Origin of the sequence: Vibrio aestuarianus (assembly GCF_012395185.1) — a bacterium.
Classification (GTDB): Bacteria; Pseudomonadota; Gammaproteobacteria; order Enterobacterales; family Vibrionaceae; genus Vibrio; species Vibrio aestuarianus.
On record NZ_JAAZTU010000036.1, the window covers coordinates 26,648 to 39,535 of the forward strand.

Genomic DNA, 12,888 nt, shown 5'->3' on the forward strand with positions numbered 1-12,888 from the left:
AGCAAAAGGTTTACGCCGCTTGGGTACCTGATAGGATATCCAATATATCGCTCACGCTTTTCGTTGAGGTAAGCTTCTCGATTGCCTCTGGATCATCGAGTGCGTTAGTAATGGTAGTAATCACTTGAATGTGTTCATCATTTTTTGCTGCGATACCAATAACGAGTTTTGCAACATCGCTTTTATCATCGGTAAATTGAACGCCAGCTGGGTATTGGCAAATCACTATACCGGTCTTGATTACGCGATCTTTTGCCGCCACCGTACCATGAGGAACTGCAATCGATTCACCGAGGTATGTCGATACCATTTGCTCACGTTCAAACATGGCATCCACGTATTCAGGCTCGGCGTATCCCAATTCCACCAACTTGTTGCCAGCGAAGCGTATTGCCTCTTCTTTGCTTGACGCATTCAGGCCAAGGTGAATGTTCTCTTTTTGAATTTGGAATACCGAAGGTTGTTGTACTTCAAAGCTGTCATCATTGGCCGCTAGAATCGAAAGTTTAACCGCTTCGCTATCATTTGCGGCTTGTGGGCGCTGCGCAGCAAGTAATTGAGTCACTAATTGGTTGTACATTTCACTGTCTAAAAAGTTGCTCAATGAAATATGGTGTGCGCTAGCGGCATGAGTACGTGCCCGGTCTGTTAAATCTTTATGAGTAATCACGATTTCTGCATTCTCTGGCAAACTATTAATGGCTAAGTTTGATACGTGGATGGCAAGGCCTGCATCTTTGACTTTCTTACGCAACATACTTGCGCCCATTGCGCTAGACCCCATACCCGCATCGCACGCAACAATAATGCTTTTTACATTGGCTAAGTTGATATGACCCTTGCGTGAAGCTGTTGCTGCATTACCTTTAGCGCCAGATTTCATGTCTTTCATTTGTGATGTTGCTTTTGCTAATGCCGCTTCATCACCCTCTTCTTCGGTAGTGCCCTGTGCCTTCATAAGCAGTGACGCTACCGTAAACGACACACCCGCAGCAGCAAAGATAGAGCATAATACGCCAACAATAGAGCCTTTTTGCGTCATTAATAACACCGCAAAGATTGAGCCTGGAGATGCTGGAGAAACAATACCTGCGTCAAATACCGTCAGGGTGAATACGCCCGTCATACCACCAGCAATGGCTGCCAAGATAAGACGTGGATTCATTAGAATATATGGGAAGTAAATTTCGTGGATACCACCAAAGAAGTGGATAATAGATGCCCCACCAGCGGTTTGACGAGCGGTCCCTTTACCAAACACCATGTAAGCAAGCAAAATACCAAGGCCAGGACCTGGGTTAGCTTCAATTAAGAAGAAGATAGATTGACCAGTTTCACTCGCTTGTTGAATACCAAGCGGAGAGAAAATTCCGTGGTTGATCGCGTTATTTAGGAACAAGATCTTCGCTGGTTCAACAAAAATAGACGTTAGCGGTAAAAGGTGAGCTGCAACCAAGAAGTTAACTCCAGCCGCAAGACCACCAGAAAGAATTTTAACAAAAGGACCAATTAAGTAGAAAGCCAGCATCGCACCGAGCATACCGATAATGCCTGCAGAGAAGTTATTTACTAACATCTCAAAACCGCTTTTTACTTTGCCTTCAACACGCTGATCAAATGCTTTGATTGCCCAGCCGCCCATAGGGCCGACAATCATCGCTCCCATGAACATTGGAATGTCAGTCCCAACAATCACGCCCATAGTGGTAATTGCACCCACCACGGCTCCTCGCTCACCACCCACTAATTTACCACCGGTATAACCGATAAGTAGGGGCAGCAAATAGGTAATCATCGGTCCAACCATAGAGGCTAGTGTCTCATTCGGTAACCAGCCAGTTGGGATGAATAGTGCGGTTATAAAACCCCACGCGATAAACGCGCCGATGTTTGGCATAACCATGTTAGATAAGAAGCGACCAAAATTTTGTATCTTGATCTTTGCATCTGGTGATATCATGTGGATTCCCCGTTCGATGTTCTGATGAATATTGTTGTTGTAACGGTTTCGCAAAAACCGTTGATTGCTTAGTACACAATCAATTTACCACACAAATTCATTTTAGAACTGACAACGGGTTTTTCGTGATATGCCTCTCATAAAAATTAGCTCACAAATGATTTCTTCGTGATCTTCATCATTTATTTGACATGAAATTTTATTACAAATAATGAAAATTTAGGTTGTCAATTACTTTCTTACAATCAACATCACAATTAAGCTAAGTCACATAAAAATAAAAACAAGACACAAGTCACACATTTGCTATATTTATAATTCACGCAAATATATAACATGCCATAGATCACACTTTGCAATTTATTTCGCCTTGAAAAATAAATCACCCCAATATTAATTGTTAATTCTGTAATTTACATACACGCCACTTAAGAAACCATATGCATAATAAAGAATCTCAGAGTCACAATGCATTGTGCTGATAAAATGCGATTAGCCTACAACCTCCTAGATTTGGCTTCTGCATTTAGCAGCATTTCGGGGGACATCTATTTCATTAACCATTTATCATCGAGTGCAGTATTAAGCTAGTGCTTTGTTTAAATTGATGTTTTTCTAATCACGATTGCATCGTGCATGCGTTCCAATTCACAAAGATAACAATAAGGTTGTGAATTAGGCATTACCCTACAACGCTAAATGTTTTGACATTACTGATTCCCTGATAGAATCCGGTCACTTTTCACTATTAACGCTGTAAACGAATCAATGAAAGAAAGAGTTATAGTTTCTGTTTCCTCTATTCATGGAACAAAGCACTTTCATATCGGTAAATGGTTTCGCCACTTTCTAAAAGGATTTGGATACTTGCTACTGGCTGGTGTCGTGGCGACTGGCGGCGTTATTTATTATCTAGTAAATGAAGTTGACTTTGCCAAACTCAAACAACAGGAGTTAGAAAGTCAATCCATGTCTTTAAGCGAAGAAGTCACTTCATTAAAAGAACTAAAAGACAACTTAGAAAATGATCTGCTAGAACGTGAAGAAAAAATGCAGTTGGTATCGGATAGGCTGGGTGATCTTGAAAAAGTGCTCGGTGTAGATGAAAGCGGTGCGGAACTAGAGTCACGTTTAGACACTGCTGCAATCACTTCTTCAGTAAGAATGGTGATGCTAACCCAAATACCAAGTGGTGCACCTGTGCATAACGCGCGAATTTCGTCAGGATATGGTGAACGTGTCCACCCCGTTACAGGCGCAGTCAAAGTTCATCGCGGACAAGATTTTGCAGTGAATACTGGTACACCTATTTATGCCCCAGCAGATGGCGTTGTTGAGGTCACTCGGGCAAGTAACAAGGGTTCTGGAAATTTTTTACGTCTTCAGCACTCCTATGGTTTTACCAGCTCTTATTCACATTTGCAGAAATTTGCAGTGAAAGGGGGTGATTTTGTGCAAAAAGGTGACTTAATTGCCTATTCCGGCAACACCGGGTTGTCTTCAGGCCCACATTTGCACTATGAAATTCGATTTGTCGGGCGCTCTTTAGATCCAAGACCATTTGTTGATTGGGGCGTAAATGATTTTGAAACGATATTTAGTAAGGTAAGAGGTATCCGATGGGAATCTTTAGTAAACAAAGTCGAGCTAAGAGTCAGCGCTCAGCTACAACTCTCATCGCAAAAGGCTGCGCCATTAACGGACAGCTCAAGCTAGAAAGCGATATACAAATTGATGGTTCAGTTGAAGGTCAAATACATGTCGATAAAACCATAGTGATCAGTGAAACGGGTATCGTTAGCGGGGAACTGTTTGCCGAGCATCTGATTATCAATGGTGAATTTGAAGGTACATGTCACGCCACTAAAATTGAAATTTTAAGTAAAGGCAGCGTTACTGGCTCTATTTATAGTGACGACCTTAGTATTGAACACGGTGGTCGTTTTAACGGGGTGACTTACCCAGCACCTGAAAAGCACCCAGAAAAACAACTCGTTGAATTGAAAGATGTAAAATTAGCTGCTGAAGCATAACACTTCAAAGCTTACTTCTATAACGACAGCATGATGCCTCATCAAAAAAGCCCTGCTATTTCTATCAGGGCTTTTTTATAAAACAGTCGGTGACTTAAAAACCTACAATATTCTTCGCTTCTAATTCAGTAAAGTATTTTACTGTCTTTACTTTCAGCTCTTGGGTTGATGGCTCATCACATACGATCACAGATTTAGCATGAAGCTGCAGTGCAGACACAGTCCATAGATGATTCACACTACCTTCAACTGCAGCTTGCAACGCAAGTGCTTTATTGTGGCCAGTCACCAAAATCATCACTTCTTCTGAATCAAGCAAAGTGCCCACGCCAATCGTCAATGCATACTTAGGTACTTGGTTGATATCACCATCAAAGAAACGTGAGTTAGCAATGCGTGTATCTTCGGTCAACGTTTTAATACGAGTGCGTGAAGAAAGAGAAGACGCAGGTTCATTAAAAGCAATATGGCCATCGTTACCCACACCGCCCATGAATAAATTGATGCGGCCATAAGACTTGATTTTGTCTTCATAACGTTTGCATTCTGCATCAACGTCATCAGCGTTACCGTTAAGCAAATTAATATTTTCTTCTTGAATATCAACGTGCTTAAAGAAATTGTTGTACATAAATGAACGGTAAGATTCCGGATGATCAGCAGGAATACCGATATACTCGTCCATGTTAAATGTCACCACATGCTTAAAGCTCACTTCACCGGCGTTGTACATTTCGATCAGCGCTTTATACGTAGCAAGCGGTGTTCCACCAGTAGGTAAGCCCAAAACGAAAGGACGATCCGCGCTTGGGTTAAATGCATTAATACGTTTTACGATGTGTGCAGCAGCCCATTTACCTACTTGCGCTGCCTGTTTTAACGGGATAAGTCTCATGTTTGGCCTCTAATAATTGGAATATTATGATGTACTGAAACATTAATTCGCATTATAAAATAAGTTTTTAGCGACTGCCATTGTTTTAGGTCAAATTTTAGAAGTTTATTGAATAAATTGCCCAAGATTGTTCAATTAACACTCACCCATCATCTGTATTAAAACAGTAACCTCTCTCATACTCTCATCATTTTAGTGAATATACAGAAAAAATTCATAGGTAAAATTAAGTGGAAACTTGATCTAAAACGCGATGATTGATGGCAGGAGCGGCGTTCCTTGACCATACTTGTCACACAGGCAAGAAAGGAGTTAACCTCATGAAAAATGAATTGGATAGCACAAAAGTTCTACATGCCTATGAGATGATAATGGAGAACGGCACACCCACTGAGTTTGGCAAGATTTACGAGGGTATTGAAGCCTTTTCAGACTACGATGGTTACAACATCTATATGCGCGGTAATGGTGTAGAACTCAAGGTTGGTTTTCACAACACTTACCATTTAGATTACGACCAAGAACATTTAAGAGATAGTTTCTTAAAGAAAGTATCGCAGTTAGCGAAATAGCACGAACTGGGAACAAGGCCCCAGCAACAAACCAATGCTAGGGCTTTGACAGGAAGACACTGGCTAAACTCTTAATCAGTTTCATTGGCGCGTTGAAACCGCTTAACGATGAGCAAATCCTAAGCCATGAGGATTCTGCGTTAGATATGAAGATTAATCTTCTTCGCTTAAGCTAACTTCTTCTTCGTTATAGTCGTCACCCGCTTCCGGTTTGTTGCGACCATTCAGAGTATGGAATCGCTTACGACCACGAGCCAGTTGTGTGTATTTCAACCAAACTCGCTCTAGCTTAGATTTAGCCTTTACTGGATTTTCAATCGCTTTAATAAAATGCGCTTCTTCTGCACTTTCTGGAAGAATATCACCAGATTCTAGGCCAAGCATGGTGTCCCCATAAGTGATCAGAAGCTCCTCTTCAGCAAGAGTAAAATCACCAGATTTTGCAAAGCCTCGCGGAAACTTTACATTGTCAAAAAATCGTTTTTTTCCGTGACGGAATTCAGTCTCAGACATATCAACCTCATGTGAATAATGCTGCCACCATGTAGCGATGGATCAGGCGAAAATTAGGCGTAATTCTTCCAAAAGAAAAACAAAAATTTTTTATCGTCATAATTGCTCTTCCTTGTTAATCTGGCGGGGTAATTTCAGAGGATTAAATATGGATGTAAAAGTTTTTCGCACTTTTCTAGAACTCGCTAAAGTTCGTCACTTTGGGCGAGCAGCTGAAAACCTTTATTTGACTCAAGCAGCGGTCAGTGCACGCATTAAACAACTCGAAAATTATTTCGATGCTCAACTGTTTACGCGAGATCGCAATAATATCAAGCTCACCTCTGCTGGGGAACGGCTCATCAACTATGCAGAAGTGATGGTCGCTACCCTACAACAAGCGAAATTCGAACTCTCTCTTGAAAATGGGAAGGCCTTACAACTCACGCTAGGCGGGACACCAAATGTATGGGATGCCTATTTGCAAAACTGCTTAAGCATTGTCACCGACTCTTTTACCGGCTATGGCTTTATGGCTGAAGTAATGGGTAGAGAACACCTCAATCGCAGTTTACTTGAACGCACATTGGATATGGCTTTTGCTTTCGACCAAATCAAAGCCGAAGAACTCAACTGCAAAAAAGTAGCAGATATAGTACTAGTATTGGTATCCACTCGACCTGATACGTTAGCTACCGCCTTTGACAACAAATATGTCTATGTAGATTGGGGAAGTCGTTTCGCATCAGAGCACTCTGAGCGACACCCAAAGGCTCCAATTCCATTTTTACGAACGTCTACCGCTCGTATTGCACTTGATTTCATTCTCGAAAAAGGCGGCAGTGCTTATCTCCCTAAATCTTTAGTTGAACCATTTATCAATTCAGGCCAACTGTATCGCATTGAAGATGTGGAAGATTGGCAACGCCCTATCTATCTAAGCTATCGTAAAAACAGCTCATCGATTGAAGCAATTACACAAGTTGAAAAGTTAGTGGCTAATATTGATCCACTAACCGCTTACTCTTTACAACAAGCAGGTGATGCGGTTATCGACTGAGTTTATAATGAAGCCGTAATCAATATACCAATGCGCCAACTTGATTTACGAGAAAATAAGTCGGCTTGCAGGGGAGCTATGTCACTTTCGACTGCTGGAATCAACAATATGAATCACTTTGTTTATTATCAAAGTCCGTTAGGGCTGATGACATTACAAGCCAACCAACAGGGGTTGCTCGGCGCTTGGTTTGAAACCGAAACAACGAGACCTGATGAATTAGGAGAAAAATCAGAAAACTGTCCTATACTTACTAGCACAATCAAGCAGTTAGATGAGTATTTTACCGGGCGGCGAACTGTATTTGACATTCCTCTTGCTGCACAAGGCACCGTATTTCAGCAATCTGTTTGGCAAGCATTATGCAAGATCCCTTATGGGGAAACATGGAATTACCAGCAATTAGCGAATACCATTGGTAACCCTAAAGCGGTGAGAGCCGTTGGGCTGGCGAATGGGAAAAATCCTATTTCTATTATTGTGCCATGCCATAGAGTTATAGGGAAAAATGGCAAACTAACCGGTTATGCTGGTGGGCTTGAACGCAAAGCAAGTTTACTAGAGCTTGAGAATAGATTATCGAGGTAACGTTTTATGATGAGTTATCCCTTAGTGAAATGGATAGGCACTTTGGCACTCATATCTGCTCTACAAGGCTGCTCTCAGGAAGATATTGAGCGTTGGGCCAATAGTGAAACCTACGAGTTTCACGGTACTTATGATAACCAATACAATTCCGATTTATTGATATTTGAAGATGGTATCGTTAGCGCACGTTCAGAAAAACAAACTTGGTCTCGTCCCTACACCGTTGACGGGACTCAAATTTCTATTCAAGTGCGCAATAATTCGAAAGAACAACGTGAAGACATTGTGATGGTGATACATGGCCAAGGTGAAGTCCTAACTTGTAGCGTTTGCGCTATGTATAAATTAAGTAATGTCTGGACTAAGATCGGCTATGTTGAAGCCAAAATGCCAACGATAGAAAGCGCGAGTCAATAACTCGCGCTTTTAAAACCAGTTACCACTGACGCTCACCAGTGTTTACTTGAGCACTCAGTTCTAAGTCTTGTTGACCGGACAATGTTGGGTAAGCCTTCACCATCTCAGCCACCACTTGTTTTGAATTTTTCGCCTTGCTAAGCGTTTTTTCAAATTGACCAAGGTAAGCTTTAGTAAACGATACCGCTTCAATACCTTGCGGCATATCACCTAAATAATGCCCAGGAATCACTCTAGCTGGCTTAAGATCTGCCATTTTATCTAATGCTTGAACCCATTCAGATCTCGCTTCAGGAGTTTGACTATCCGCTGTCCATACATGCATGCCAGCCGTTACAGCAACGCCACCAAGAACAACCTTTTGCGATGGAACCCATAGATAAGATTGATGGGTGTTCAGTTCCTTTACATAGATTTTTTCACCTTCTAAAGAAAACTCACTGCGATTAAATACCTTAGGTACAAAAACTTTGCTTGGCGCACTATCGGCTAAAATCGGCCCCCAGTACTGAAGTTTTCTATCTTTCGTCTCCTCAATGTGCTGTACAACGGCTTTGCTTGCTAGCACATTGACATCCGGAAATGCTGACACTAAAGGCTCAAGGCCAAAATAAAAGTCTGGATCGCCACCACTGATATAAATAGCCGTCAACTCTTTACCTGATTGCTTGATCATATCAACCAATGCTTGACCATCTTTAGTACCAAATTGAGCATCAATCAATATGGCTTGTTTTTCTCCACTAATTAGAGTGGAACTGACGGGGAAAATCCCCTTTTCTCCTGGGTTATAAGTTTGGAAAGTCAGCGCAGCTAGGCTAGAAAAAGAAACACCTGCTAAAAGTAAGCCGGTTAAAGCACGTTGTTGGAATGTCATTATTAATACCTGTTAGTCATGATTCGAAGTGATAACAAGCTTATTGTTTTTCAATGAGAACAAATAGATCGAAAATAGAATATAACTAGTTCAAATTTAGATACAAAACAAAGGAAAAACTCGCTGCATCCATCACTTTAGTGCAGGCAGTATTGAATTTTATGAAAAGCATATGATTGAATAGCAAATATTTTCCACTGTTTTTGAGGTTTGAATGAAACCAGAGAAAATATCCACCTCAGCGCTTGCGAAAATTCGCCAGCTAGAAGCTAAACAACTTTTTAGTGACCTCAAAAAAGCAGGATATATTAACCGCCACGATGAAAAATGGGTGCTCACCGAACTCGGCGCAAAATTTGGCGGCGAATACGTCGATCATCAAAAGTTTGGACAATTCATCGTTTGGCCTGAAAACTTGTTAATCGATTTAGACGCTAACCGTGGTATCACCCTTAGCGCCACGCAATTGGGTGAACGCTTTAAACTCAACCCGAAGAAAATTAACCAACTATTGAGTGAACTAGGCTGGATAGCGAAAAGTGACACCGGCTGGAGAGTCACAAAATCGGGCTTACGAGCAGGAGGGCAGCAGCGTGAAGGGAAAGAATCAGAAAGCCAATTCGTCGTTTGGCATGATTCAATAACTCGTAATAAACGTTTAAAGCAGTCCGTTATTGAATTTTGCGGGCAAGATGCTGAAACACACTCCACCGATAAATCCTACTCCAGTTTTCGTCAAAAATTTGAAGCAAAACATCGCACGTTGGATGGCCATTACGTTCGATCAAAAGGTGAATTATTGATTGATAACTGGCTTTATATGGCAGGTGTGGTGCATGCCTATGAGCGTCAACTTCCTATCGACCAAGACATTACCAGCGATTTTTACTTACCCGCAGGTAAAGTCTATCTCCAATATTGGGGCTCAGATTCAGGACCGACGGCAGAAAAAGATCAAGAAAAAGTGCGCATGATTTATCACGAACACGCTTTTAATCTCATTGAACTCAATGATGAAGACGTAACTAAACTGGATGAGATACTGCCAAGCAAGCTGCGGGCATTCGGTATAAAAGCCTATTGAACCGAGGAAATTAAAACTCCGAAGATACCCTCGGAGTCTTGGAAAAAATCAGCCACTAACGATGAGAAGAATAACGGGCACGAGCAGCTTCTTCTTTCGGTACAATGGTTTTGCCAATCGGCGCTAAAGAGATCACGGCTAATTTCAAATGCTGCAACGCAAATGGAATACCGATAATGGTAATAAAGCATGCGCAAGCAGAAAGGATATGACCAACCGCCAACCAAAAACCTGCAAAAATAAACCAAATGACATTGCCAATAAAACCAAGTGGACTGGTGCCAATATCGGTTTCATTGGTCAATTCATCGCGCGAGATCGCTTCTTGGCCGAATGGGAAAAATGAAAAATTACCGATCACAAAGCAGGCTCGTCCCCAAGGAATACCGATAATACTGATGAAGGCGAGCAAACCGAAGAACCACCACGCCAAGCCCATAAAAATCCCACCAAACAAAAACCAAATAATGTTACCCAACGTTCTCATAACTTCACCTTTTCCAAAACATACTTCTGTTATCGATCGCTTAAATTACAAGCAACCTAGTGCTAAATTAGATACCGTTAAGTATCCCAAACCATACGTAACTGAAGATTAACAAACTTAAAACAGCCCTTGCCACACCGCCGTTGCGCCACTGATAGAGCATAACAACAGCGCCCCAACGCGAATTTTTTCTTTGGGTAACGCCTGCGTGGTCATCAAGGCCAATTTATACCCAACCCACGCTGCTGGAATTAACGGAATGGTAATCCACAAATGATGTACAGTTAAAAACCCAGCGGGTAGCTGAATCATCAAAGAGATGATCGAGCTGAAAACAAAGAAAGCCGAAAGATTGCCACGTAATTGATTGGCCTCTTGATGCTGTAGCAGTAATGCCATTGGCGGTCCACCTATCGCAGAACTGGTGCCAAAAAAGCCTGAGAAAAAACCCGCAACACCCATGCGCGTAGGGGTCGGTTCAATACGAAATGGCAGTAAACTCACCACCACCGCAAACAGCACTAATAGACCTAACCAAAGTGCTAATGCATCGGTTGACACCATCACTAACAAAAAACCACCAGCGATAGAGCCAGGAACACGACCAATAAGCGCCATTTTCAATCCACCAATTTCAATATTACTACGATGCTTCATCGCATTGAGTATTGAGATAAATAACGCCACTAAACAGATGGGGGCCGGCACATAATCCGGTGAAACAAGAAATAGCAAAGGTGCAGCTACAATCGCTAATCCAAAGCCAATCGCCGTTTGCACGAAAGATCCAAGGAAAATAAGGAACATAGCAATCAACGCAGGCGTAGTAATCCACTCAGACACAAAAACCTTCCTGTAAGCCGGCAAAAAATATCACACTTTAATTTTTATAACTTATTGACTTTACAATGAAGGAATCTCTTTATCTAGAGTAAAAGTATAATACTCTTGCATGTTGCCAGATAAACCATAAAACAATATAAGACAAAAAAGTATCAAACTAGCTGCAACACAGATTTGGACGTTAATGTGGTAGGCCACCAGGACGACCGAGAATGTATGCACGTAAATCAAACCATCCCTTGGCCCCACAGCTAATACCTGCTCATAGGGAACCAAATCAGACATCAAAGAGACAATTAGTCACCTTGGACCTTGTCGTTCATCGTTAATAGAGTGAAAGTGTTCTTTGAAGTGCTCAAAGTTCATGGTGGCCTCCCGAAAAGGGAGTATAGCGTCACTTTGACTAAAAAACGTTCACGATCTCACCCTGCCATACAGAGTTTCTTTTAACCTTTTCTTTACCTTAAATTTATCCCTCCATTCAAGATGGAGTGCAAATAAAAATTTTAAACAAAAAAAATAAAACACACCACTTATTATGAACAATATCCATAAGATTAATAAAAATTAAATAATAAAAAATGCAATTAAACATAAAAAACCAATAATTACAATTAAAATAATGAACCAAAATCACAAAATTACAGCAAAAAATAATGCAATTACATTATGCATTACAAAAAAACACGCTAACCTAGCTTTTTTTATGTTTTTTTATAACAAAAATAAAATACAACCCCTACTATTAACTCATATATCAATAGCGAAGATGGCAACTATGAAAATAGATTTTAATAGTACAGAAAGTACTTTATTATTTAATAGAAAAAAGAAAAAAATAGGTTATAGAGATGCGCTTGTTTTAAGTGCATTAGTTTCAAATGAAGGAGAAGTATTATCCAAAGATTATTTGCTAGAGTATGCATGGGGTAATACGGTAGTAACAGAAATATCCTTAACAAAAAGTATCCACGATTTAAGAGTCGCATTGAAAAGTTTATCACCTGAGCAAGATATAATAATTACGATGCCTAAGATGGGATACAAAATAAAGAAAGGAAAAATAAACAGAAAAAACAACTGCGTTGAGAGCAGAACTAAATCAAACTCATCTCCAATAACAATGCTTATATTGTCGATAATGTTTTTAGTTTTTTCGACAATTTGTAGTTATGATAATAACAAAAAAAACCATCAAAACAATGAAATTAACATTCATCGACTAAAAGATGGGAGAAAGATATATTTAAACCAAAAAACAAACAATGAAAAATTAATTTTACTTTCTAAAATAAAGTGCGATTGTGATATTTTCTTTAGCCAAAAAGACATTTCAATTTACCTATATTTAGAAAAAAAATCAATAAACTTTTCGTACTCTGGCCTTAACTTTATTGATGCCATAAATGAGATAAATACTAATCTTTCTGAACATGGTATAACCAATGTATAAGTTTGTATTTATTTCACTAGCACTGCTATTAACATCCATTCACATCAACGTAACAAAATCCATATCATCAAGAGAATATCAGAGTGAAAAATATAGCATTAAATTTGATGAACCCAAAGCTTTGATT

14 protein-coding genes are annotated in these 12,888 nt (G+C 40.3%); 8 read left to right on the forward strand and 6 right to left on the reverse strand.

The window, feature by feature from the left end; translation table 11 throughout:
- Positions 1-10 precede the first annotated feature (10 nt).
- Complete coding sequence (locus HGG78_RS15350; RefSeq protein WP_172533414.1) at positions 11-1,960, reverse strand: PTS mannitol transporter subunit IICBA; 1,950 nt, start codon at positions 1,958-1,960, stop codon at positions 11-13.
- Positions 1,961-2,728: 768 nt separating this feature from the next.
- Between HGG78_RS15350 and HGG78_RS15355 the strand changes: the two genes are divergently transcribed.
- A complete protein-coding gene (locus HGG78_RS15355; protein ID WP_172533415.1) occupies positions 2,729-3,676 on the forward strand; it encodes a M23 family metallopeptidase in 948 nt (315 codons plus the stop codon).
- 8 nt (positions 3,677-3,684) lie between these two features.
- On the forward strand, positions 3,685-3,993 hold the full coding sequence (locus HGG78_RS15360; RefSeq protein ID WP_053309057.1) for a bactofilin family protein: 309 nt from the start codon (positions 3,685-3,687) through the stop codon (positions 3,991-3,993).
- 94 nt (positions 3,994-4,087) lie between these two features.
- Here HGG78_RS15360 and nagB read toward each other — a convergent pair whose 3' ends face one another.
- The gene (gene nagB / locus HGG78_RS15365) at positions 4,088-4,888 is read right to left on the reverse strand and encodes a glucosamine-6-phosphate deaminase (RefSeq protein ID WP_172533416.1); all 801 of its coding nucleotides are present in this window, start codon (positions 4,886-4,888) and stop codon (positions 4,088-4,090) included.
- A gap of 320 nt (positions 4,889-5,208) precedes the next feature.
- Between nagB and HGG78_RS15370 the strand changes: the two genes are divergently transcribed.
- A complete protein-coding gene (locus tag HGG78_RS15370; RefSeq protein ID WP_053308984.1) occupies positions 5,209-5,460 on the forward strand; it encodes a DUF3081 domain-containing protein in 252 nt (83 codons plus the stop codon).
- Positions 5,461-5,613: 153 nt separating this feature from the next.
- Here the strand turns inward: HGG78_RS15370 and HGG78_RS15375 are convergent, their stop codons facing one another.
- Complete coding sequence (locus HGG78_RS15375; protein WP_053308983.1) at positions 5,614-5,973, reverse strand: MaoP family protein; 360 nt, start codon at positions 5,971-5,973, stop codon at positions 5,614-5,616.
- Positions 5,974-6,121: 148 nt separating this feature from the next.
- Here HGG78_RS15375 and HGG78_RS15380 point away from each other — a divergent pair, with 148 nt between their 5' ends.
- The 3 genes from HGG78_RS15380 to HGG78_RS15390 all read left to right on the forward strand — a co-directional run bounded on the left by HGG78_RS15380 (position 6,122) and on the right by HGG78_RS15390 (position 8,017).
- Complete coding sequence (locus HGG78_RS15380; protein WP_168524402.1) at positions 6,122-7,012, forward strand: LysR family transcriptional regulator; 891 nt, start codon at positions 6,122-6,124, stop codon at positions 7,010-7,012.
- A gap of 108 nt (positions 7,013-7,120) precedes the next feature.
- Complete coding sequence (locus HGG78_RS15385) at positions 7,121-7,600, forward strand: methylated-DNA--[protein]-cysteine S-methyltransferase (protein ID WP_172533423.1); 480 nt, start codon at positions 7,121-7,123, stop codon at positions 7,598-7,600.
- 9 nt (positions 7,601-7,609) lie between these two features.
- Positions 7,610-8,017, forward strand: coding sequence for a hypothetical protein (locus tag HGG78_RS15390; RefSeq protein ID WP_172533424.1), 408 nt, complete (start codon positions 7,610-7,612; stop codon positions 8,015-8,017).
- A gap of 19 nt (positions 8,018-8,036) precedes the next feature.
- On the opposite strand, the gene HGG78_RS15395 is transcribed toward HGG78_RS15390, so the two are convergent.
- Positions 8,037-8,894 (reverse strand): Vmh family MBL fold metallo-hydrolase, encoded by an 858-nt coding sequence (locus HGG78_RS15395; RefSeq protein ID WP_172533417.1) that lies wholly within the window; start codon positions 8,892-8,894, stop codon positions 8,037-8,039.
- Between the two features lie 214 nt (positions 8,895-9,108).
- On the opposite strand from HGG78_RS15395, the gene HGG78_RS15400 reads away from it, so the two are divergent.
- Positions 9,109-9,978: a glycerol kinase gene (locus HGG78_RS15400; protein WP_172533418.1), complete on the forward strand. Its 870-nt coding sequence runs from the start codon at positions 9,109-9,111 to the stop codon at positions 9,976-9,978.
- 55 nt (positions 9,979-10,033) lie between these two features.
- Here HGG78_RS15400 and HGG78_RS15405 read toward each other — a convergent pair whose 3' ends face one another.
- Positions 10,034-10,465: a YccF domain-containing protein gene (locus tag HGG78_RS15405; RefSeq protein ID WP_053308978.1), complete on the reverse strand. Its 432-nt coding sequence runs from the start codon at positions 10,463-10,465 to the stop codon at positions 10,034-10,036.
- Positions 10,466-10,582: 117 nt separating this feature from the next.
- Entirely contained in the window at positions 10,583-11,272 is a 690-nt protein-coding gene (locus HGG78_RS15410; protein ID WP_168524882.1) for a sulfite exporter TauE/SafE family protein, read from the reverse strand.
- Between the two features lie 658 nt (positions 11,273-11,930).
- Here HGG78_RS15410 and HGG78_RS15415 point away from each other — a divergent pair.
- On the forward strand, positions 11,931-12,761 hold the full coding sequence (locus HGG78_RS15415) for a winged helix-turn-helix domain-containing protein (protein WP_172533419.1): 831 nt from the start codon (positions 11,931-11,933) through the stop codon (positions 12,759-12,761).
- The last annotated feature ends 127 nt before the right edge of the window (positions 12,762-12,888 follow it).

Coding starts and splice junctions, on each gene's coding strand:
- HGG78_RS15375 (WP_053308983.1), bottom strand. CDS start 5,973: ATGTCTGAGACTGAATTCCGTCACGGAAAAAAACGATTTTTTGACAAT.
- HGG78_RS15350 (WP_172533414.1), bottom strand. CDS start 1,960: ATGATATCACCAGATGCAAAGATCAAGATACAAAATTTTGGTCGCTTC.
- HGG78_RS15415 (WP_172533419.1), top strand. CDS start 11,931: ATGAACCAAAATCACAAAATTACAGCAAAAAATAATGCAATTACATTA.
- HGG78_RS15370 (WP_053308984.1), top strand. CDS start 5,209: ATGAAAAATGAATTGGATAGCACAAAAGTTCTACATGCCTATGAGATG.
- HGG78_RS15355 (WP_172533415.1), top strand. CDS start 2,729: ATGAAAGAAAGAGTTATAGTTTCTGTTTCCTCTATTCATGGAACAAAG.
- HGG78_RS15390 (WP_172533424.1), top strand. CDS start 7,610: ATGAGTTATCCCTTAGTGAAATGGATAGGCACTTTGGCACTCATATCT.
- HGG78_RS15380 (WP_168524402.1), top strand. CDS start 6,122: ATGGATGTAAAAGTTTTTCGCACTTTTCTAGAACTCGCTAAAGTTCGT.
- nagB (WP_172533416.1), bottom strand. CDS start 4,888: ATGAGACTTATCCCGTTAAAACAGGCAGCGCAAGTAGGTAAATGGGCT.
- HGG78_RS15385 (WP_172533423.1), top strand. CDS start 7,121: ATGAATCACTTTGTTTATTATCAAAGTCCGTTAGGGCTGATGACATTA.
- HGG78_RS15400 (WP_172533418.1), top strand. CDS start 9,109: ATGAAACCAGAGAAAATATCCACCTCAGCGCTTGCGAAAATTCGCCAG.
- HGG78_RS15410 (WP_168524882.1), bottom strand. CDS start 11,272: ATGTTCCTTATTTTCCTTGGATCTTTCGTGCAAACGGCGATTGGCTTT.
- HGG78_RS15395 (WP_172533417.1), bottom strand. CDS start 8,894: ATGACATTCCAACAACGTGCTTTAACCGGCTTACTTTTAGCAGGTGTT.
- HGG78_RS15405 (WP_053308978.1), bottom strand. CDS start 10,465: ATGAGAACGTTGGGTAACATTATTTGGTTTTTGTTTGGTGGGATTTTT.